The sequence below is a fragment of the Rhodococcus sp. RDE2 genome (assembly GCF_020885655.1).
GTDB classification, from domain to species: Bacteria; Actinomycetota; Actinomycetes; order Mycobacteriales; family Mycobacteriaceae; genus Rhodococcus; species Rhodococcus pyridinivorans.
In genome coordinates this window covers 4,030,548-4,048,222 of record NZ_AP025186.1, presented here as the reverse complement: position 1 = coordinate 4,048,222, position 17,675 = coordinate 4,030,548, and the positions used below count along the sequence as shown (strand labels likewise).

Annotated in this window: 22 protein-coding genes; 12 read left to right on the top strand and 10 right to left on the bottom strand. The window is 68.2% G+C overall.

Annotation, left to right across the window (positions count from 1 at the left end):
• Positions 1-12 precede the first annotated feature (12 nt).
• From LPH33_RS18875 to LPH33_RS18865, 3 genes are all read right to left on the bottom strand, one after another.
• Positions 13-159: a hypothetical protein gene (locus LPH33_RS18875; protein ID WP_194293716.1), complete on the bottom strand. Its 147-nt coding sequence runs from the start codon at positions 157-159 to the stop codon at positions 13-15.
• 104 nt (positions 160-263) lie between these two features.
• Positions 264-830, bottom strand: a complete 567-nt coding sequence (locus LPH33_RS18870) for a type 1 glutamine amidotransferase domain-containing protein (protein WP_060650635.1) — start codon at positions 828-830, stop codon at positions 264-266.
• An 88-nt stretch (positions 831-918) separates the two neighbouring features.
• Positions 919-2,445 (bottom strand): FAD-dependent oxidoreductase, encoded by a 1,527-nt coding sequence (locus LPH33_RS18865; RefSeq protein ID WP_229565401.1) that lies wholly within the window; start codon positions 2,443-2,445, stop codon positions 919-921.
• Between the two features lie 258 nt (positions 2,446-2,703).
• Between LPH33_RS18865 and LPH33_RS18860 the strand changes: the two genes are divergently transcribed.
• Positions 2,704-3,690 (top strand): alpha/beta hydrolase, encoded by a 987-nt coding sequence (locus LPH33_RS18860; RefSeq protein WP_229565399.1) that lies wholly within the window; start codon positions 2,704-2,706, stop codon positions 3,688-3,690.
• A 109-nt stretch (positions 3,691-3,799) separates the two neighbouring features.
• Here LPH33_RS18860 and surE read toward each other — a convergent pair whose 3' ends face one another.
• A complete protein-coding gene (surE, locus tag LPH33_RS18855) occupies positions 3,800-4,591 on the bottom strand; it encodes a 5'/3'-nucleotidase SurE (RefSeq protein ID WP_060650638.1) in 792 nt (263 codons plus the stop codon).
• Positions 4,588-5,547 carry a 1-phosphofructokinase family hexose kinase gene (locus LPH33_RS18850; protein WP_229565398.1) on the bottom strand — a complete coding sequence of 320 codons (960 nt, stop codon included), beginning with the start codon at positions 5,545-5,547 and terminating at the stop codon, positions 4,588-4,590. Before LPH33_RS18850 ends, surE begins: the two co-directional genes overlap by 4 nt.
• Before the next feature lie 115 nt (positions 5,548-5,662).
• Between LPH33_RS18850 and LPH33_RS18845 the strand changes: the two genes are divergently transcribed.
• From LPH33_RS18845 to LPH33_RS18830, 4 genes are all read left to right on the top strand, one after another.
• Positions 5,663-6,106 carry an SRPBCC family protein gene (locus tag LPH33_RS18845; RefSeq protein WP_229565396.1) on the top strand — a complete coding sequence of 148 codons (444 nt, stop codon included), beginning with the start codon at positions 5,663-5,665 and terminating at the stop codon, positions 6,104-6,106.
• A complete protein-coding gene (locus LPH33_RS18840; protein ID WP_229565394.1) occupies positions 6,103-7,695 on the top strand; it encodes a phytoene desaturase family protein in 1,593 nt (530 codons plus the stop codon). Before LPH33_RS18845 ends, LPH33_RS18840 begins: the two co-directional genes overlap by 4 nt.
• A gap of 199 nt (positions 7,696-7,894) precedes the next feature.
• Positions 7,895-8,521: a HemK2/MTQ2 family protein methyltransferase gene (locus LPH33_RS18835; protein WP_229568396.1), complete on the top strand. Its 627-nt coding sequence runs from the start codon at positions 7,895-7,897 to the stop codon at positions 8,519-8,521.
• A 4-nt stretch (positions 8,522-8,525) separates the two neighbouring features.
• A complete protein-coding gene (locus LPH33_RS18830; protein ID WP_229565393.1) occupies positions 8,526-8,780 on the top strand; it encodes a CDGSH iron-sulfur domain-containing protein in 255 nt (84 codons plus the stop codon).
• Between the two features lie 210 nt (positions 8,781-8,990).
• On the opposite strand, the gene LPH33_RS18825 is transcribed toward LPH33_RS18830, so the two are convergent.
• The gene (locus LPH33_RS18825; protein WP_006552398.1) at positions 8,991-9,146 is read right to left on the bottom strand and encodes a DUF6131 family protein; all 156 of its coding nucleotides are present in this window, start codon (positions 9,144-9,146) and stop codon (positions 8,991-8,993) included.
• Between the two features lie 218 nt (positions 9,147-9,364).
• On the opposite strand from LPH33_RS18825, the gene LPH33_RS18820 reads away from it, so the two are divergent.
• The 3 genes from LPH33_RS18820 (at position 9,365) to LPH33_RS18810 (ending at position 11,441) form a co-directional block, all read left to right on the top strand.
• Entirely contained in the window at positions 9,365-9,910 is a 546-nt protein-coding gene (locus LPH33_RS18820) for a Dps family protein (protein WP_060650644.1), read from the top strand.
• Positions 9,911-9,935: 25 nt separating this feature from the next.
• Positions 9,936-11,042, top strand: a complete 1,107-nt coding sequence (locus LPH33_RS18815; RefSeq protein ID WP_229565391.1) for an NAD-dependent epimerase/dehydratase family protein — start codon at positions 9,936-9,938, stop codon at positions 11,040-11,042.
• Between the two features lie 126 nt (positions 11,043-11,168).
• Positions 11,169-11,441 carry a hypothetical protein gene (locus LPH33_RS18810; protein ID WP_006552395.1) on the top strand — a complete coding sequence of 91 codons (273 nt, stop codon included), beginning with the start codon at positions 11,169-11,171 and terminating at the stop codon, positions 11,439-11,441.
• A 79-nt stretch (positions 11,442-11,520) separates the two neighbouring features.
• Here the strand turns inward: LPH33_RS18810 and LPH33_RS18805 are convergent, their stop codons facing one another.
• Entirely contained in the window at positions 11,521-12,540 is a 1,020-nt protein-coding gene (locus LPH33_RS18805) for an iron-containing redox enzyme family protein (RefSeq protein WP_229565389.1), read from the bottom strand.
• 128 nt (positions 12,541-12,668) lie between these two features.
• Here LPH33_RS18805 and LPH33_RS18800 point away from each other — a divergent pair, with 128 nt between their 5' ends.
• The 4 genes from LPH33_RS18800 (at position 12,669) to LPH33_RS18785 (ending at position 15,444) form a co-directional block, all read left to right on the top strand.
• Positions 12,669-13,526: an SDR family oxidoreductase gene (locus tag LPH33_RS18800; RefSeq protein WP_024101755.1), complete on the top strand. Its 858-nt coding sequence runs from the start codon at positions 12,669-12,671 to the stop codon at positions 13,524-13,526.
• Positions 13,527-13,591: 65 nt separating this feature from the next.
• Positions 13,592-14,599: a helix-turn-helix transcriptional regulator gene (locus LPH33_RS18795; protein WP_229565387.1), complete on the top strand. Its 1,008-nt coding sequence runs from the start codon at positions 13,592-13,594 to the stop codon at positions 14,597-14,599.
• The gene (locus tag LPH33_RS18790) at positions 14,596-15,159 is read left to right on the top strand and encodes a dihydrofolate reductase family protein (protein ID WP_229565385.1); all 564 of its coding nucleotides are present in this window, start codon (positions 14,596-14,598) and stop codon (positions 15,157-15,159) included. The genes LPH33_RS18795 and LPH33_RS18790 overlap by 4 nt, the downstream gene beginning before the upstream one ends.
• 63 nt (positions 15,160-15,222) lie before the next feature.
• Positions 15,223-15,444: a hypothetical protein gene (locus LPH33_RS18785; RefSeq protein WP_060650649.1), complete on the top strand. Its 222-nt coding sequence runs from the start codon at positions 15,223-15,225 to the stop codon at positions 15,442-15,444.
• Between the two features lie 75 nt (positions 15,445-15,519).
• Here LPH33_RS18785 and LPH33_RS18780 read toward each other — a convergent pair whose 3' ends face one another.
• The 3 genes from LPH33_RS18780 to LPH33_RS18770 all read right to left on the bottom strand — a co-directional run bounded on the left by LPH33_RS18780 (position 15,520) and on the right by LPH33_RS18770 (position 17,607).
• The gene (locus LPH33_RS18780; RefSeq protein ID WP_060650650.1) at positions 15,520-16,377 is read right to left on the bottom strand and encodes a polyphosphate kinase 2 family protein; all 858 of its coding nucleotides are present in this window, start codon (positions 16,375-16,377) and stop codon (positions 15,520-15,522) included.
• A gap of 82 nt (positions 16,378-16,459) precedes the next feature.
• Positions 16,460-16,819: a DUF4873 domain-containing protein gene (locus LPH33_RS18775; RefSeq protein WP_229565383.1), complete on the bottom strand. Its 360-nt coding sequence runs from the start codon at positions 16,817-16,819 to the stop codon at positions 16,460-16,462.
• A 44-nt stretch (positions 16,820-16,863) separates the two neighbouring features.
• Positions 16,864-17,607 (bottom strand): TetR/AcrR family transcriptional regulator, encoded by a 744-nt coding sequence (locus LPH33_RS18770; RefSeq protein WP_229565382.1) that lies wholly within the window; start codon positions 17,605-17,607, stop codon positions 16,864-16,866.
• Positions 17,608-17,675: the final 68 nt, after the last annotated feature.

Here is a 17,675-nt window from a genome sequence, read left to right as displayed (position 1 = left end):
GTTCTTCGGAGATCAGCTCTCGCTCGGCACGGGAGCGGCCGGGTTGTCGAACATCTCGTCGATGCGCTTCTTGATTTCCGCGGTGCTGAATCGCACGCCCTGGTGGAGGGCCGCGGAGGGAGAGACGGTGGCGCCGGAAACGGGGCTCTGCTCGAGCATCGTCGAGGTCCTTTCGAAAAGCAGGTGGGGACGGACCGAGACCTCTGCGGTCGCGGTCGGTGAGGGAAAGAGGATCGGCCTGCGTGGTGCGCGGCCCGAGGAACTCAGCTCGCGGGGTTCGCGGCGAAGAGGTCGATGAGTGCCTTGCAGAATGCCGGCAGGTCGCCGGGATTGCGGCTCGAGACGAGGTTGCGATCGACGACCACCTCCTGATCGACGACGTTTCCGCCGGCGTTGCGGATGTCGGTACGAACGCTCGGGTACGACGTGAGGGTGCGGTCGCGCACCACGTCGGCCTCGACGAGCGTCCACGGTCCGTGACAGATCACGCCGACCGGACGCCCGGAGGTGACGAACTCCCGCACGAACGACACGGCCTTGTCGTCCTGGCGCAGCTGATCGGGATTCGTGGTTCCGCCGGGAAGCACCAGGCCGTCGAAGTCGCCGGGGGAGACCTCCGAGACGAGGTGATCAACGGTGTACTTCCCTGCGGCGTTGACGTCCTTCTCCATGGCCTGGATCTCGCCCTGCTCGATCGAGACGAGTCGGACGGTGGCGCCCTCGTCCTCGAGAGCCTTACGCGGCTCGACGAGCTCGACCTCCTCGACTCCGTTCGTCGCGAGAATTGCGACGGTCAGTCCGGACAGTCGTGCCCCATCGGCGGAATTCATGTTCGTGTGTCCTTTCTCGGCTGCTGTCAGAACTACCCGGCTCGGGTGGGTGTGAAACGCGGGCTCTCACGCCTTTTCCACCTCGGCGTCACCTGGGGGAGAGGTTGCCGGTCGCGGGCCCCTCCAGCAGAGTGCCGTCGGCAGTGAATCGGGAGCCGTGCAGCGGGCAGTCCCACGACGACTCCGCGTCGTTCCACCGCAGGATTCCGCCGAGGTGCGGGCAGACCGCGCTCACGCGGTGCGTTCGGCCGTCGACCGTGGACACGCCGACGGGACGTCCGCAACTGCGTACCACCCGTCCCTGTCCTTCTTCCGGCTCCGGTCCGGAGGACGTCGCAGCCTGCAACCAGCCCTTGGCCATGTGCAATGCGACGGTGGCATTGAGTTTGGCTGCGGTGGGAGTGCCGCTCACCAGTTCGGTGCGCCAGGCCGCCATGGCGGGCGCCCACGCCTCGACCTCGGGATCCGGCGACTCCGAGAACCGGGACGCGATGATGTGGGCCGCCGCGACCCCGCCGGTCATGCCCCACTTGCCGAAGCCGGTCGCCACCCAGATCCGGTCGGCGCCGGGCAGGACGGGCCCGACCTCGGGGAGGCTGTCCATGTTCGTGTAGTCCTGCGCCGACCACCGGTACAGCTCGTGGGCGCCGGGGAACGTCCGCTGACTCCACCGCAGCAGGTCGTCGTACGCGGAGCGGGTCGAATCGTGCCGGCCGACGACGTGCCCGTTGCCGCCGACGAGGAGCAGTCGGTCCGCCGACGAGGACGTTCCCGCCGCGGAGGCGGTGCGAAGCGATCGGGTGGGACTGTCGGCGGACAGGAACATCCCCTCCGGAGGCCCACCGGGCACCTCGACGGCGATGGAGTACGAGCGATCGGGTTCCACACGGGCGAAGAACGCGCCACGGTCGAGGATGGGGATGCCGGTCGCGAGGACCACGCGATCTGCACGGATGTCGCCGTCGTCGGTGCGGACGATGCATCCTGCGTCCTCGGTGTCCACGGTCTTCACGCGACGCCCGACGAACACCTCGGCGCCGACCGTGCGTGCCCGGTCGACCGCCATGAACAGGATGGGCATGGGATCGACCTGCACCTGGTCGGGGATCGTGACCGCCGCGGCCACGCCGAAGGGCAGCGGGATCTCGCCGACCCGTTCGGCCGGCAGTCCGGCGGCGCGGCAGTGGTGGTACTCCGCGTCGATCATGCTCACGTTCGACGGGTCCTGCGCATAGGTATAGGCGTCCGCACGATCGAAGTCGAGTCCGTACCGCGTGCAGAAGTCGACCACCCACCGTTGCGCTGCGAGGGTGCCGTCGACATATCCCTGACGGATCGCCCCGGAATGTCTGCGGCCGATCTGCGACAGGCGCGTGCCTTGCAGGACGCTGACCTTGCCGGTGGTGTTTCCGGTGGTCACGGCCCCGATATTCCGGGCTTCGACCACCGCGACGCGCAATCCCCGCTCGGCGAGGAGCAGGGCGGTCACGGTGCCCGTGATCCCGGCGCCGACGACCACGACGTCGTAGCGCTCCCGGCGGGCCGTCCAGTCGTCGTACGTCGCGGTCCGTGGGGCACGATCCCGCCAGAGGGACACCGTGGTCTCGGTAGGCATACGCGCTGGTTACCTCCCTGATCGGCTCGGTAAACGGGTCCTGGGGGAGAGCGCAGTGGCCGACTTTTCCGGTTCGTTACCCGAAACCGGGTGTTTCGATCCCGGACAAGCGTGGGTAAACCGCAGTACCACGCCTCGTAAGGCGAAAGAAATCAACCGGTTTCGTGGGGTGCTCCACGGGAGGTTCCAGTGCTGTCTTCGGAGATCGACGATTTCGGTGGATGTGAGGGCGTCAGCCGCACCCACCGAGGCGGTAGCGTGCGCTCCCGAGTCGTTCGGGGCGCTGTGCGCGCACTCGCGAAGCCGGTCGTCGGGGCATGGATGGTCCGGCCGGACCTCGCGTGGCCACTGTCGGTCGTCGACGGCGCTGCGTCCCTGCTCCCCAAGCCCTCCGGAGCCCAGTATGTGGACGTCGACCTGGGCACGTGCAGCGCCGAGTGGATCCGCGCGGAGGGACGATCGACCAAGCGCGCCGTGCTGTATCTCCACGGCGGCGCTTTCCTGATGTGCGGACTGAACACTCACCGTTCGCTCACCGTGAGCCTGTCGGATCGCGCCGACGGCGCGGTTCTCAGCGTCGACTACCGGATGCTGCCGAACGCTCCGATCGCGCACGCGGTGGACGACGCGGTACGCGGCTACGAGTGGTTGTGCGAGAAGGGCTATCGCGGAGAGGACATCGTCATCGCAGGCGACTCCGCCGGTGGATACCTGTCGTTCATGACGGCCTTGGCCATCGCGGAATCCGACCTGCCCCGCCCGGCCGGAATCGTCGCGCTGTCGCCGCTCGTCGACCTCGATTCGGACCGTCGCGCCGAACACGACATGCAGGCGGCCTGCCCCATGTTCCCCGGATCGGCCGTGCGGTCGCTCGTGCGCTACATCGAGGGCACCCATACCCGCCTGACCGTCGACGGAGAGCCCGGCCCGCTGATGTGCCCGCTGGACAACGACCTCAGTGTGCTGCCCCCGGTGATGATCCACGCCGGTCACGACGAATTGCTGCGCAGCGACGCCGAATCCATGGCCCGGGCCGTGCGGGAGGCCGGCGTGAGCTGCGACCTCCACTTGTGGCGACACCAGGTGCATGCCTTCCCGATCTTCGCCGACAGTCTTCCCGAGAGTCGGCGCGCGCTTGCCGAGGCCGGCAGGTTCGTGCAGTCCGTGACGGACGCGGCCGATCGCACGGAACGGTCCGTCGTGACGCCGATCTCCCGCTGCGTCTCGGATTCCGCAGTGGCCTGAGAACCGTAGTGGCCTGAGAACCGTAGTGGCCTGAGAACCGCAGGGCCCGAGTCTCTTTCACGTTCGAGACCGCTCGGTCACGACATCCGTGACCGAGCGGGATCCGAGCCTACTGCTGCGAACTGTCCGAGTGGGCGAACTCCAGAGTGCCGAGATCGGCCTCCGCCACCTCGAAAGGCATCGTCAGCACGGTCGCGGTCGCCCATCCCTGGCACACGAGAACGGCGTCGCTGTCGTTGGATTCGTCGAGTTCGACAGCCCGGAAGGTAATCGGCAGGGCGCGGGAGATGTCGCCGTCGTCCTCGACCTCCCCGATCTCCGCCTGGACGGCACCGAACTCCGCCAGCGGAGCGCTGCGTAACCCGCGCAGTTCGTGAACGGGTATGTCGGGGATGTTGACGTTGAGAACCGCACCCGGACGGCTGTGTTCGATCGCCCAATCGAGAGCGCGACGTGCCACCAGTTCGGCGGTCTCCCATTGCGACGGAGCGGTGCCGTTGAGCGAGAACGCAACTGCGCGAGCGCCGTGGCTGGCAGCGGTCAGCGCCGCACCGACCGTGCCCGAGTGCAGGATCGCGTGACCGGTGTTGGGACCCAGGTTGATTCCGGACAACACGATGTCCGGTGCCGTCCCGAACGCGCCGTACGAGGCGAGGAAGGTGATCAACGCCGGAGAGGCCTCCACCGCATAGGATTCCACCTCGGGCAGGTCGTCGAGCGGGCGACGGCTCAGCAGGAGCTTTCCTTCGTCCTGGAGAGCGGTCAGCGATGCACTCGCACCGCTGCGCTCGACATGGGGCGCCGCGACCTGCACGTCGAGACCTGTTTCGACGGCGATCCGGGCGAGCAGCGCGAGACCGGGGCTGTCGATGCCGTCGTCGTTGACGATCAGTGCTCTCATGAACGCTTCCCCTTCAACTTCCGGACCTCCACCTTCTCGGCCATCTTCTCGACCGCGACTCGATGTCCCGTCGCCAGCCCGCGACGCGTCACGTTGACCGCGCCTGCTGCGGCACCGAGACGCAGCGCGTCCTCGAACTTCGCGCCCGCGGCATAGGCCGACGCGATCCCCGCTGTCATCGAATCACCGGCACCGTGATGGTCCACCGTCTGCACCGAGGGCGCCTCCACCTCCCAGATGGTCCCGTTGTCCAGTGCGATCGCCGGATCGCCGGCGCGAGAGATCACCACCGAGGCGGCACCTTCGTCGTGGAGACGGTGCAAGGCCTCGATGAGATCGTCGAGATCCTCGGACTTCGCGCGACCGTCCTCGATGAGATCCTCGTGGCTCACCTTCAGCACGGTCACCCCGCCTTCGAGGGCCGCACCGAGGGTGGGGCCGGACAGATCGGCGACGACCGGGATGCCGAGGGCTCCCAAATCGGCGCACAGGCGCGTGTACACCTCGCTCGGTACAGCGTCGTCGCAGTGCGGTCCGCCCAGCATCGCGACCTTCGCGCACATCGCGGACGCCAGCGACGCGCTGAACAGATCGTCGGTCTCGTGACGGGTGAGTGCCGGCGGGTCGATCTCCACGATCTCCTTCCGATGGCCCTCGCGCCGGTCGTGGATGTAGGAACCGTTGGGTGATGCGGTCTCCACGGCATGCACCGTCACGCCTTCGCGGTTGATCATGTCGACGAGGATCGTGCCGGACTCGCCGCCGAACGGTCCGCACAGGTGCACGTCCATTCCCAGGGTCGCCGCCATGCGGCCGATCCAGAATCCCTGCCCGCCGGGATGGACGTGCAGCTCGGTGCTTCCGTCGGGTGCCTTTTCGAGGGTTACCGTGAGGAGCGGGGACGGCGCGAAGACGAAGGCGTACGGGTTGGAGGAGGGGGTGTTCTCGGCTTCCATGCCCGCCCGGATACCCCCTCCGAACAGCGATGACACCCGGCGTCGTGTGACACCTGCGGAAGCGGGGTATGCGTCTGCCGCAAGCGAGCTGTTGTCCAGAGGATGAGGAGCGGGCATGGCCAGGATCGCGACGATCGAGACCTCGGTGGCACCGGCGCGCGTATGGGAGATCCTCGCCGACGGCTGGCGGTACGCGGCATGGGTGGTGGGTGCGTCCCGCATCCGGGCCGTCGACCCCGCCTGGCCGCAACGGGACACCCGGATCCATCATTCGGTGGGTCTGTGGCCTCTCCTGCTCGACGACCACACCGAGGTCAGCGAGGTGGTGCCCGAACGGCAACTGGTGCTGCGCGCACGTGCCTGGCTGTTCGGCAAGGCCGAGATCGCGATCTCGCTCGAACCCACCCACGACGGCGGCACCCGCATCACGATGGCCGAACACGTCGTCGAAGGACCGTACGCCTTCGTCCCCGATCGCGTACAGGAGGAAATGGTGATGCCACGGAACCAGGAATGCCTGAGACGGTTGGTGCTGCTCGCCGAAGGCGCCACCGAATGAGCGACACGACGGTCGATGCGGTCGTCATCGGCGCCGGACCCAACGGTCTGACCGCCGCCGCGGTGCTCGCCGACGCCGGATGGGACGTCCTCGTACTGGAGGAACAACCCGAACCCGGTGGAGCGGTGCGCAGCGCAGAACTTCACCCGGGATACTGCGCCGATCTGTTCAGCGCGTTCTATCCGCTCGGTGTGGCCTCACCGGCCTTCCAAGCCCTCGATCTCGCGTCGCACGGCCTCCGCTGGGCGCGTTCCCCGAAGGCCTTCGGTCACCCGCTGGGCCCCGACGACGAGGACGCAATCGTCGTCTCTCCGGATCCGACCGACACGGCGGCCGACCTCGAGCGTCGCTGCGTCGGTGACGGGGAAGCGTGGCTGGCGCTGTTCGACCAGTGGAAGCAGGTGCGCGGCGCGCTGCTCGAACTGCTCCTCGGCCCGTTCCCGCCCGTCCGGGGCTCCGTGGACCTGCTGCGCACCATGAAGACGGGAGATCTGCTGCGCTACGCGCGCATGCTCGCGCTGCCCGTCACCCGGATGTCGTCCGAACTGTTCGGTGGTTCGGCGGCGCGGCTGCTGCTCCTGGGCAACGCCATGCATGCCGACACACCGCCCGAGGCGCCCGGCAGCGGCGTGATGGGCTACATGCTCACGATGCTCGCGCAGGACGTAGGGTTCCCCGCGCCGGTCGGCGGGGCGGGAGCGCTCACCGACGCGCTGGTTCGGCGCGGCGCCTCGGCGGGCGCCCAGCTGCGGTGCGATTCGCCGGTCGTCGGCGTGGAGGTGCAGGGCGGGAAGGTCTCCGCAGTCCGGACCGCCGGCGGCGAGCGGGTGAAGGTGCGACGCGCCGTCCTCGCCGATACCTCGGCCCCGGCCCTGTACACGCGGCTCCTCCCGGCCGACGCCGTCGGGTCGCGGGTACTCGACGACCTGCGCAAGTTCGAATGGGACACCCCGGTCGTGAAGGTGAACTACGCGCTCGACGGCCGCGTGCCGTGGCGTTCGCCCTCGTTGAACGGGGCCGGCACGGTGCACGTCGGTGCCGATACGGACGCGATGATCCGGTGGTCGGCCGATCTGTCCACCGGGGTCGTCCCCGAGTCGCCCTTCCTGCTCTTCGGACAGATGACGACGACCGACGCGACGCGGTCGCCCGAGGGAACCGAAAGTTGCTGGGCCTACACACATCTGCCGCGGGGCATCACCGACGACGCGTCCGCCGACCACCTCGCCGAACGCGTCGACGCGCAACTCGAGGCCTACGCACCGGGTTTCGGTGCGCGCGTTGTCGGCCGGCACGTCCAGCGACCCGGCGACCTCGAAGCGGCCGACGCGAATCTCGTCGGCGGAGCCGTCAACGGTGGAACCGCGCAGGTACACCAGCAGTTGTTCCTGCGGCCCACTCCCGGTTTCGGCGGACCGCAAACCCCGGTCGAAGGGGTGTATCTCGCCAGCTCGGGTGCGCATCCGGGCGGGGGAGTCCACGGCATGGGCGGCTGGAACGCCGCTCACGCCGCACTCGCGGACGGCAAACGCACCGCTCCGGTGACCCGACGCGTACGAAATGCCGCTCGCCGGGTGCTGTTCTCGTGACCGCTGGGCCTCCCTCGCGGAACGGTGGCGTGTTTCACACGGAAGTCGCGCGGGTATCCGCCCGCGAACGGACGGATCCGGGTCTTCGGCCCGGGGTGGTGGAGATGCCGTCGAACTCGAGATACCGAGGTGGTGTGACGTGACAGCTTCCCTGGCGCTGGACGGATCGGATTCGCCGCGGGTATGGCGTCTTCCGGGGGTGTACCGCCCCCAGGAGGATTCGTATCTGCTCGCAGGCGCGCTTGCGGACGCAGGCGGTACGAAGGGTGTGAAGGTTCTCGACTTCTGCACCGGGACAGGATTTCTGGCGGTGAACGCCGCCATGCTCGGTGCTTCGTCGGTGACGGCCTTCGACATCAACCCGCGAGCCGTGTTCAGCGCCCGCGTCAACGCGTGGTCGCGCCGGCTGCCGATCCGTGCCCGGCAGGGAGGCCTGGACGAGGCGTTGCGCCACGGTCCGTTCGACATCGTGTTGTCGAATCCGCCGTACGTTCCGTGCGACGGGGAGAACCGCGACCCGCGCTGGGATGCCGGCGCCGACGGCCGCTGCGTGCTCGATCCGTTGTGCGACAGCCTGCCCACCCTGCTCACGCCCGGCGGATTCGCGCTGATCGTGCACTCCGAGTTCACCGGTGTGGAGGCGACACTGTCCCGGCTGCGCGAGGCCGACCTCAAGGCATCCGTCGTCGCCCGCAGTCGTATCCCCTTCGGACCGGTCCTTCGCAGCCGCACGGACTATCTGTACTCGTCGCAGCTGGCGGAGCCGGGGGCACTGACTGAGGAAGTGGTCGTCGTCCGCGCCGACCGCCCCCGCACGAGGAGTTGAGAATGTGAGCAGGACACCGAAGATCACGCAGCTCACCGCCGACGGAGAGTGCGAAGCACGGGTCGTGCGGCAGGTGAGGGGCGGTCCCACCCTCGTCGAGGGCCCGGTGCGGATCATCGAGGACGACGGCGCCGAGACGGTCTCGGACCGTTTCGTGGTGGCCGTGTGCCGGTGTCACCGCAGCGCCCTGTACCCCCTCTGCGACACCAGCCATCGCGCCCTCCGTACGCCGAAGGCGGCGGCGCGCACCGACACCTAGTCACCGAACGAACCTGCCGGTCCGGGCCGGTCCCTGCACAGGGGCCGGCCCGGACGTCGTTCCGGGACCCGGTCCGCCGGTCGGCCTGTCGTATCGGGGCGGGATCGTAGGGGTCCGGAAACGACGAATCCCGGGTGCCGTGAGCACCCGGGATTCGCAGTTCTGCCTCGTGCCGGACGTCTCCTTCCGGCACGGACGATCGACAATGGGTCAGTACCAGTGCGCGCGTCCGCCGATCGCCCGGCCCGTCGCGCCCAGGATCGCAAGGATCACGCCGATCACCAGGAGTATCACTCCGAGTGTGGTGAGGATCGAGATACCCGTGAAGAACCCCACCACCAACAGAATCAGACCCAGAATGATCATTGTCGCCACCTCAGATGTCATGACCGAAACCTGGAAGCCTCGGTGCCCGGCGATCGAATAACCGGGTTGGTCCGTTTCCAAACGTTTGTGACTCGCCTGATCCGGACAAATTCTTCGACGCAGGTCACGGGACGTCCGGTGCGCCCGGATGTTTGGATTCCACCGTGCCTCGGGTATTCGCCTTCCGACACACCCGAGATCATTCTGGAGGAAGAAATATGTCGAACTCGAGCTATACGGTTCCCGGTCTGAGCGATGCCGACGGCTCGCGCACCGCGCAGATTCTCCAGGAGCGCCTGAGTGCCTACAACGACCTGCACCTCACGCTGAAGCACATCCACTGGAACGTCGTCGGCCCGAACTTCATCGGCGTCCACGAGATGATCGACCCGCAGGTCGAGCTCGTGCGCGGATACGCGGACGAGGTCGCCGAGCGGATCGCCGCGCTCGGTGCGTCGCCCAAGGGCACCCCGGGCGCCATCGAGAAGAACCGCACGTGGGACGACTACTCGGTCGGCCGCGACACCGCGCAGGCGCACCTCGCTGCGCTGGACCTCGTCTACGACGGCATCATCACCGACAACCGCAAGGCGATCGACGAGGTCGGCAAGCTCGACCCGATCACCGAGGACATCCTGATCGGCCAGACCGGCCAGCTGGAGAAGTTCCAGTGGTTCGTCCGCGCCCACCTCGAGAACGCTGCCGGTGCTCTCCCGAACGCCGATGCGCAGACGGAGAAGGACGCAGCGGAATCGGCCCGCTGACCGGGACACTCGGACGATACCGACGATGCCGATGGCTTCCACATCCCGAACCGGTCTGCCACGACGCATCGTCGTCACCGGAGCGAGCGGAAATGTCGGCACGGCGCTCCTGCGCCGGCTGGCCGCTCATCCCGCACAACTCGATATCGTCGCGATCGCGCGCCGGATTCCCCCGGCGCGCGATCCGTATGCGGCGGCGAAGTGGTGCGCCGTGGACCTCGCGGCTCCCGACGCCGCCCGGGTCCTGACTCCGATCTTCGCGGAGGCCGACGCCGTCGTGCATCTGGCCTGGGGATTCCAGCCCTCGCACCGTCGCGACTATCTCCGGCGGGTGGCGGTGGACGGCACCCACGCCGTCATGACGGCCGCTGCCGACGCCGGTGTCGCGCACGTGATCCACATGTCCTCCGCCGCCGTGTACTCCGACGGCGCCTATGGTCGGGAGGTCGACGAGTCGTGGGCCCGCGAAGGCGTGCCCACCTGTGTCTACAGCGTCGACAAGGTTGCGGCGGAGACATTCCTCGACGACTTCGAGTCCGGCACCAACGTGCCCGTCCTGACCCGCTTCCGCCCGGGATTCATCGGGCAGCTCGTCTCCGGCTCCGGCCTCGAACGCTACGTGCTGCCCGAGTTCGTGCCCGCCGGCATCACGAACCATCTGCCGCTGATCCCGATCGATCACGGGCTCGCGATCCCCGCCGTGCACTCGGACGATGTGGCGGACGCGCTGGTCGCAGCGCTCGAGCGACGGGCGCCCGGTCCGTTCAACCTGGGAGCACCGACCCCGGTGGGAGCGCGGGACTTCGCCGCTCCGTTCGACTGCCCGACGATTCCGATGCCGCGATGGGGTCTGTCGGCGCTCGCCGAAGCGACCTGGCGCCTACGGTTGCAACCGGTGCAGGGCGGATGGATCGACCTCGCCTACACCTGCCCGATGCTCGACTGCAGCAGGGCCCGCGAGGAACTCGGATGGTCGCCGAAGTACGACGGTCCCGAGGTGTGGTCCGAGACGGTGCGCGGCATGCGCAGCGCGACGGGCACCGACAGCCCCGTCCTCTCTCCGCGCAGCGCGCGCGAACGACTCGCCGCGCTCGTCGAACGTGGGCCCATCGGCCGGCGGATCCCGCCGTGACACTCTCGGCCGTAACGCTCTCCTGCGCAGAACCGTCCGTCCGCCCGCCGTCGTCCCCTGCTGGGTCGTGAAGGCTGGTTCGTGGAGAACTGGTTTCGTGGAGGGCCGGATGCGGTATCCACCACCATGACGAAACCATCGAATCGAGCTCACGCTCCCACCACTGCGTCCCGAGCTTCGGGCTGGGTCGGATACGCCTGCATCCTCGCGGGGATCGCTGTCGTCGCTCTCGTCCTCTACGCGGCGGGCGACGGATTCGAGGGATGGGTGATCGTCGGAGCCATCGCTGCGGCCGTGCTCATCGTCGTCGGCGTGGTGATGTCCGCGCTCAACCTCCGTCGACGCCGCCTCCGCGGGTCCGGTGGTACCCCCACACACGAACCCGGCCTCATCGACTGAGCCGGGACCCCCGGCACCGACGAGTGGAGCCCCGGGACGCACTGTCCCGGGGCTCCACTCGCTGTCTAGTACCCGAGCGTCAGGCCGGTGCCTCCGCCGACGTGAGGAGCGAGCTGCGACCGGCGGCCCAGCTGCCCAGCAGATGACTTCCGAGCCGGCCCTCGAGGAACTCGATGGCCTGCGCACCGAACGAGATGTCCTGCGCCCGAGCCGGATCCTGTTCGATCATGTAACCCACCACGTCGTGCCGCAGGACGAGCTCGTGGACGGCGTCGGCCTCGATGTGCTCGGAGTAGAAGAGGACGCACGCGTCGTCGGCGCCCAGACGTTCGAGAGCCTCGACCATGCGGCGGGCGCTGGGGGCGGTGGTGATCTCGGCCGCGGCGAACATCCCGACCAGCATCGGCGTATACGCGCGGTGCAGACCGCACAACGACATGAAGTTCACCGTTGCGAGGGTGACGGCGGGAACGACGTCGAGATAGCCCAGATAGTCGTCCTTCAGGCCGGCGGCGAGCAACAGGTCGGCGAACAACCGCGAGTGCATACGCTCGGCCCGACCTCCGCCGTACTCGTCGAACTCGACAGCGACCAGTGCGGCCTTGGCGCGACCGGACAGTCGAGGGATCGCGAGGGCGTGCGGGTCCGCTTCCTTGAGGTGGTAGATCGAGCGATGGACGAAGAACTCGCGCATCATCTCCCACGTGCCGTTCGCGGCGAGCTCGTGGGAGACACCCCACGAGTCGTCCGGCTCGCGGCACAGGTCCTCGAGGACACCCTGCGGATCGTCGGAAGCCGGGACGTCGGCGCGCAGCCGATCGAGAAAGATGCGCTCGAGGCGCGCCCGGACCCCGAGCGGGCCCGGTGCCCATTCCCAGGCCGGGTCGACGCCCGCGAACCCGCGGTAGTGGAGCTCGTAGAGAACGGCCAGAGCGAGTTGGACGTCCTCGCCGTAGGCATCCGCGCCGTCGGTCGCGACGTCCCACACGGCATTCTCCACCGGGCGGCCGAGTCGCTCGACGATCTCGGCGGAGATGGGGCCGCGGGGCGTGGGAAGCGGAGCGTCGTGCACGTCGCACATCCGGGTCTCATGAGCCATATGCCGGGGTTACCCCCTCGAAGCAGTGCAGAAACGACCCGTCGGTCGGTGCAGAAACGACCTTCCGGTCCGTGCGGACCGGGGAAACGGGCGTGAATATCGGTGCAGCCTGTGGGTATCCGGCGGCCATGAGCGAGGACCGCGAACGAGAACCACACACCATCGACTATCCGGGTGAGACCGACGAGATGGCCGAGCGCCCCGCCGACGAGATGCGCGATTACGTCGGCCGCGGGTTGCTGTCCGGCCGAAAGGCCCTCGTCACAGGCGGTGACTCCGGCATCGGACGGGCGGTCGCCGTCGCCTTCGCGAAGGAGGGTGCCGACGTCGCGATCGCGTACCTCGAGGAACACCGCGACGCCGAACACACCGCCGACCTCGTGCGACGCGAGGGCCGCACATGCCACGTGATCGCGGGCGACCTCGGCGACGCGCAGCACTGCCGGGCGGTGGTGGCCGAGACGGTCGAGCAACTCGGTGGCCTCGACATCCTCGTCAACAATGCCGGCACCCAGCAGCCCGTCGACGATTTCGCCGAGTTGAGCGAGGAGCAGTGGCGCCACACCTTCGCCGTGAACATCGACAGCTTCTTCCACGTGACGAAGGCGGCCCTGCCGCACCTGACGCCGGGCGGTTCCGTCATCAACACCGCATCGGTCAACGGTCTGCGCGGCAACAAGACGCTCATCGACTACTCGGCGACAAAGGGCGCGGTGATCGCCCTGACCTACTCACTCGCGCAGGCGCTGCAGGACAGGCAGATCCGCGTGAACTGCGTGGCGCCCGGACCGGTGTGGACCCCGTTGATCCCGGCGACCATGGACGCAGAGAAGGTCTCCGAGTTCGGACAGCAGGCGCCCTTCGGCCGCGCCGCGCAACCCGACGAGATCGCCCCGTCGTACGTCTTCTTCGCATCGGAGACGATGTCCTCGTACTACAGCGGTGAAGTGCTCGCCCCGCTCGGTGGCGAGACCATGCCCGGCTGACCGGGTGAGCCAGGAGAGCAAGAACGGTCGGGCGGCGGCCGGGGTCTGCGCGCGACACTGAATGCATGACCTTCGGCCGTGACCGACTCCGGGAACTGCTCGACGCCGTTCTCGACGAGAACAACGCGACCCTCGAACGGATGGCGCAGCACGCCTACGCGTCGCAGTGGCACTTCAGCCGCACCTTCGCGGTGGGCACCGGCGAATCGCCGGTCGCGTTACGGCGCCGGGTCATGCTCGAACGCGCCGCCTGGCAACTGCGTCACGGCAGTTCGGTCACCGATGCCGCGTTCGCCGCCGGTTACGACAGCGTCGAAGGCTTCGGACGTGCCTTCGCCCGCGCCTACGGATATCCACCCAGCGCGGCCGCCCGGGTGCTCGGCACCGGCGGCCGTGGCAACGGGATGCCTGCATCTGTCGACCACCGGGCGCCTGCGCCCGTCGACCGCTGGGCGCCCGCGCCCGTCGACCACTGGTTGCCCGCCCCCAACGGCGTTCACTTCCATCCGCCCACCAATCTCTGGGTCGAGGAGGACGGGCGACGGCCCACCGCGCCCGCCTACCCGGCAGCCGAGGTCCTCGCGCAGATGGTGCAGCACGATCTCGCGGACACCCGCTATCTCCTCGAGCGCGCCACCGAACTCGACGACGACGAGCGCGACCGGATCCGGTTCCCCGGCCTGGTGGTCCTCGAATGGGACGGTCCCGAGGAATCCGTCTCACGTGTGCTCGGCAACCTGGTACGTGCCAAGGAGGTGTGGTTGGCCTCGATGGCCGGCGCCGACCATCCCGAGGATGCGGGCGGCGGGATCGAGTCTCTGACAGCGCGTTTCGAGGACGTCGCTCCGCGCTGGGTGGAGACGATCCGCGACATCCATCGCCGTGGCGCCTGGGGTGACGTGCTCATCGACGCCCTGTGCGACCCTCCCGAGAGCTTCGTCCTCGGAGGAGTGGTCGCCCACGTCCTCACCTTCGCCGCACACCGCCGTCAACTCGCGCGGCACATGATGCGGGCGGCCGGCCTCGACGTCGATCACGGAGATCCACTCGACTGGAACAGGAGCAGCTCATGACCCGGATGATCTACTACACCGCAAGTACACTGGACGGCTTCCTCGCCACCGAGGATCATTCGCTCGACTGGCTGCTCACCCGGGACTCCGGCGACGGCGGGCCGTTCGACTACGAGAAGTTCATCGCCGGTATCGGCGCCATCGCCATGGGATCGTCCACCTACCGCTGGGTGCTCGACCATGCAGGCAAGGACAAGTGGGAGTACGACCTGCCCTGCTGGGTGTTCACGCATCGCGACGACCTGCCCGTCGCCCGGGCGGGCGACGAACCCGGCGACATCCGCTTCACGCAGAAGGACGTCCGTCAGGTCTACGACGAGATGGCCGAGGCCGCGAACGGCCGCGATCTGTGGATGGTGGGCGGCGGTGATCTCGCCGGACAGTTCGCCGAGCGCGGTCTGCTCGACGAGCTCGTCGTCTCGTTCGCACCGGTGACCATCGGTTCCGGCCGTCCGCTGCTCCCGCGGCACGTGGAGATGCGCCTCACCGAGCTCGGGCAGAGCGGGGAGTTCGCCGTCGTCCGCTACGAGGTACTGAAGGACGTCACCGGCCGGTTGTGATGTGCATCACCTGCAGGTACCGTCGGCATCGAGAGGGACACACCTCGTCCGAGGAGGCCGGTCGTGAAACTCAATCTGTTCGTAGCCTGGAGCGCCTATGCGCTCGCACTCACCTCGGTCCTGATGATCGCGCTGACGATCGTCGCCGTAGGGTACGGATTCACGGGCTGGGCGATGGTCGCGGCAATCGCGGCAGTCGTCGCGCTCGGAGCGGCGTTCGGCATGGTCGCCGGAACCGTGCGTCGAGACCACAGACGGCACTACGACACCCCGCACCTGTTCTGAGGGTGGTACCCGACGCGAGTCGGTGACTCACGACTCTGCGAGTCGGTGACATCACGACTCTGCGAGTCGGTGACATCACGACTCTGCGAGTCGGCGCTTCTCCGTTTCGATGTCGAAAGTCGGCTCCGGCCAGTCGAGGTCGAGGCGTTCGAACGCGTCGATGAGCAGTTCCGTCACCGCGAGGCGGCCGTACCACTTGCGGTCGCACGGTACGACGTACCAGGGCGCCTCGTCGGTGCTGGTCCGATCCAGCATGTCCTGATAGGCCTGCTGGTACTGCGGCCACAGAGCGCGCTCCGAGACATCGCTCGGGTCGTACTTCCAGTGCTTGTCGCGGCGCTCGAGGCGCTCGGCGAGGCGCTTCTTCTGCTCGTCCAGCGAGACGAACATCGCGACCTTCACGATGGTCGTGCCCTCGCGGACGACTTCGCTCTCGAACCTGTTGATCTCGTCGTAGCGTCCGCGCCAGACACTCTCGGGCACCAGTGATCTCACCCGGGCGACCAGCACATCCTCGTAGTGCGATCGGTCGAAGACACCGAGCTGGCCGTTGCGGGGGAGGGCCTTCGCGATCCGCCACAGGAAGTGGTGCCGCTTCTCCTCCTCCGTGGGCACCCCGAAGGCCCTGTGATCGACGCCCTGCGGGTCGACGTGGCCGACGACGTGACGCACCATGCCGCCCTTCCCGGCGGTGTCCATGCCCTGCAGGATCAGCAACACCGAGCGGGTGCCGCCGGTCCGCCCCTCGGCGAACAGCATCTCCTGCAGGTCGGAGAGGACGGCACCACGTTCGGCGAGCAGGCGTTCGCCGAGCGCTTTGTCGCCGTCGAATCCCGGAGTGCCGTTCGTGTCGATGTCGGCGACGCGGGTCTCGGGCGTCGCCCGGAGGGCTTCGACGATCGATGCGGGCCGGAAGACGTCGTCCTTCGTCATCCCGCCAGCGTGTCACACGCAGTCGTGATCGGGCGTGTGCCACACGCAGTGGCGATCGAGCGTGTGCCACACGCAGCGGTGATCAGACGGGATCGACACCGTCGGTCTCGGACTCGGTCGGCAGAGGGTAGGGCGGACGCGAGACGCCGTCGACCATGTGGCTGCCCCACAGGTCGACCTCCGAGATGCGGGCGGTCGCGGCCTCGGGGGCGTCGGGCACCGTGATCGTCACGGTGGTGCCGGGGGCGGGCGAGGCGTCTGCTCCGAGGGTCTCGGCGAGCCTGCGGAGCCGGCCGCGCCACACGTGCCGGCCGAGCAGGGGGTCGAACCGTCCGGAGATCTCGACGTCGACGGCGACCGTGCGGTTGCCTACGGTGACCTCGGCGGGACCGCGGTAGCCGGGGTCGTCCTCGTCGTGCAGGTCGTCGGCGGGGTCGCTCATGCCCGCACTATACGTGCAACTTCGAGTAACAGTAAAGGTGTCGATCAAGAGGTGGCCGACGACTCCGGCAGGAGTGGATGCGGCTGCGACTTGAAGCGCACCGGGGATCCGGCGACTCCGGCGATGCCGGTCATGCCCCCCCAGATCATCATCGTCAGGTAGTCGATGAGGTCCTCGGTGGTCATCGACTTGTTCGAGATCCACCAGTGCGTCGCGAGCTGGATGCCGCCGACGATTCCGTACGCCCACGGCACGGCGCCGCCCGAATCCATCTCGAGCAGCCGCAGCCGTTCCCCGAGGACGGTAGCGACGAGCTCGGCGATCATCCGCTCCGAATCGGCTACCACGTCGCGTCCCGCCGACGCGCTGTTGCTCATCACGTACAGATAGACCTCGGGATCGTCGGCGACGGTCTCGACGTAGGCGGTGATCGCCTCCCGGGTGAGCTCGTACTCGTCGAGATCCTCCGCGACCGCCGCGTAGATCCGGGGAGCGAGGACCGTCTCGACGTACCGCAGCATCGTCGCGGTCGTCAGGTCGCTCTTGTCGGTGAAGTAGCGGTAGAGCACCGTCTTCGACACGCCGATCTCGGCGGCGATCTCGTCCATGCCGATCTCGTGGCCGCGGGAGCGGATCGCGTTGAGGGTGCCGTCCACGAGCTCTTCCCGGCGGGCGATCTTGTGCTCGTGCCAGCGCCGTTTGCGGCCGTCCTGCTTCACGGGCGGGGCGGCCTCGCTCGAGGTCGGGGTCGAAGTCGTCTGCGGTCTGCTGGACACTGTGTGGCACATCCGTTCGGTTTCGATCGTCGGCTCAGTCTACGATCCGGCCCCCCGTCCTTCAGAACTCGAGGGCGATC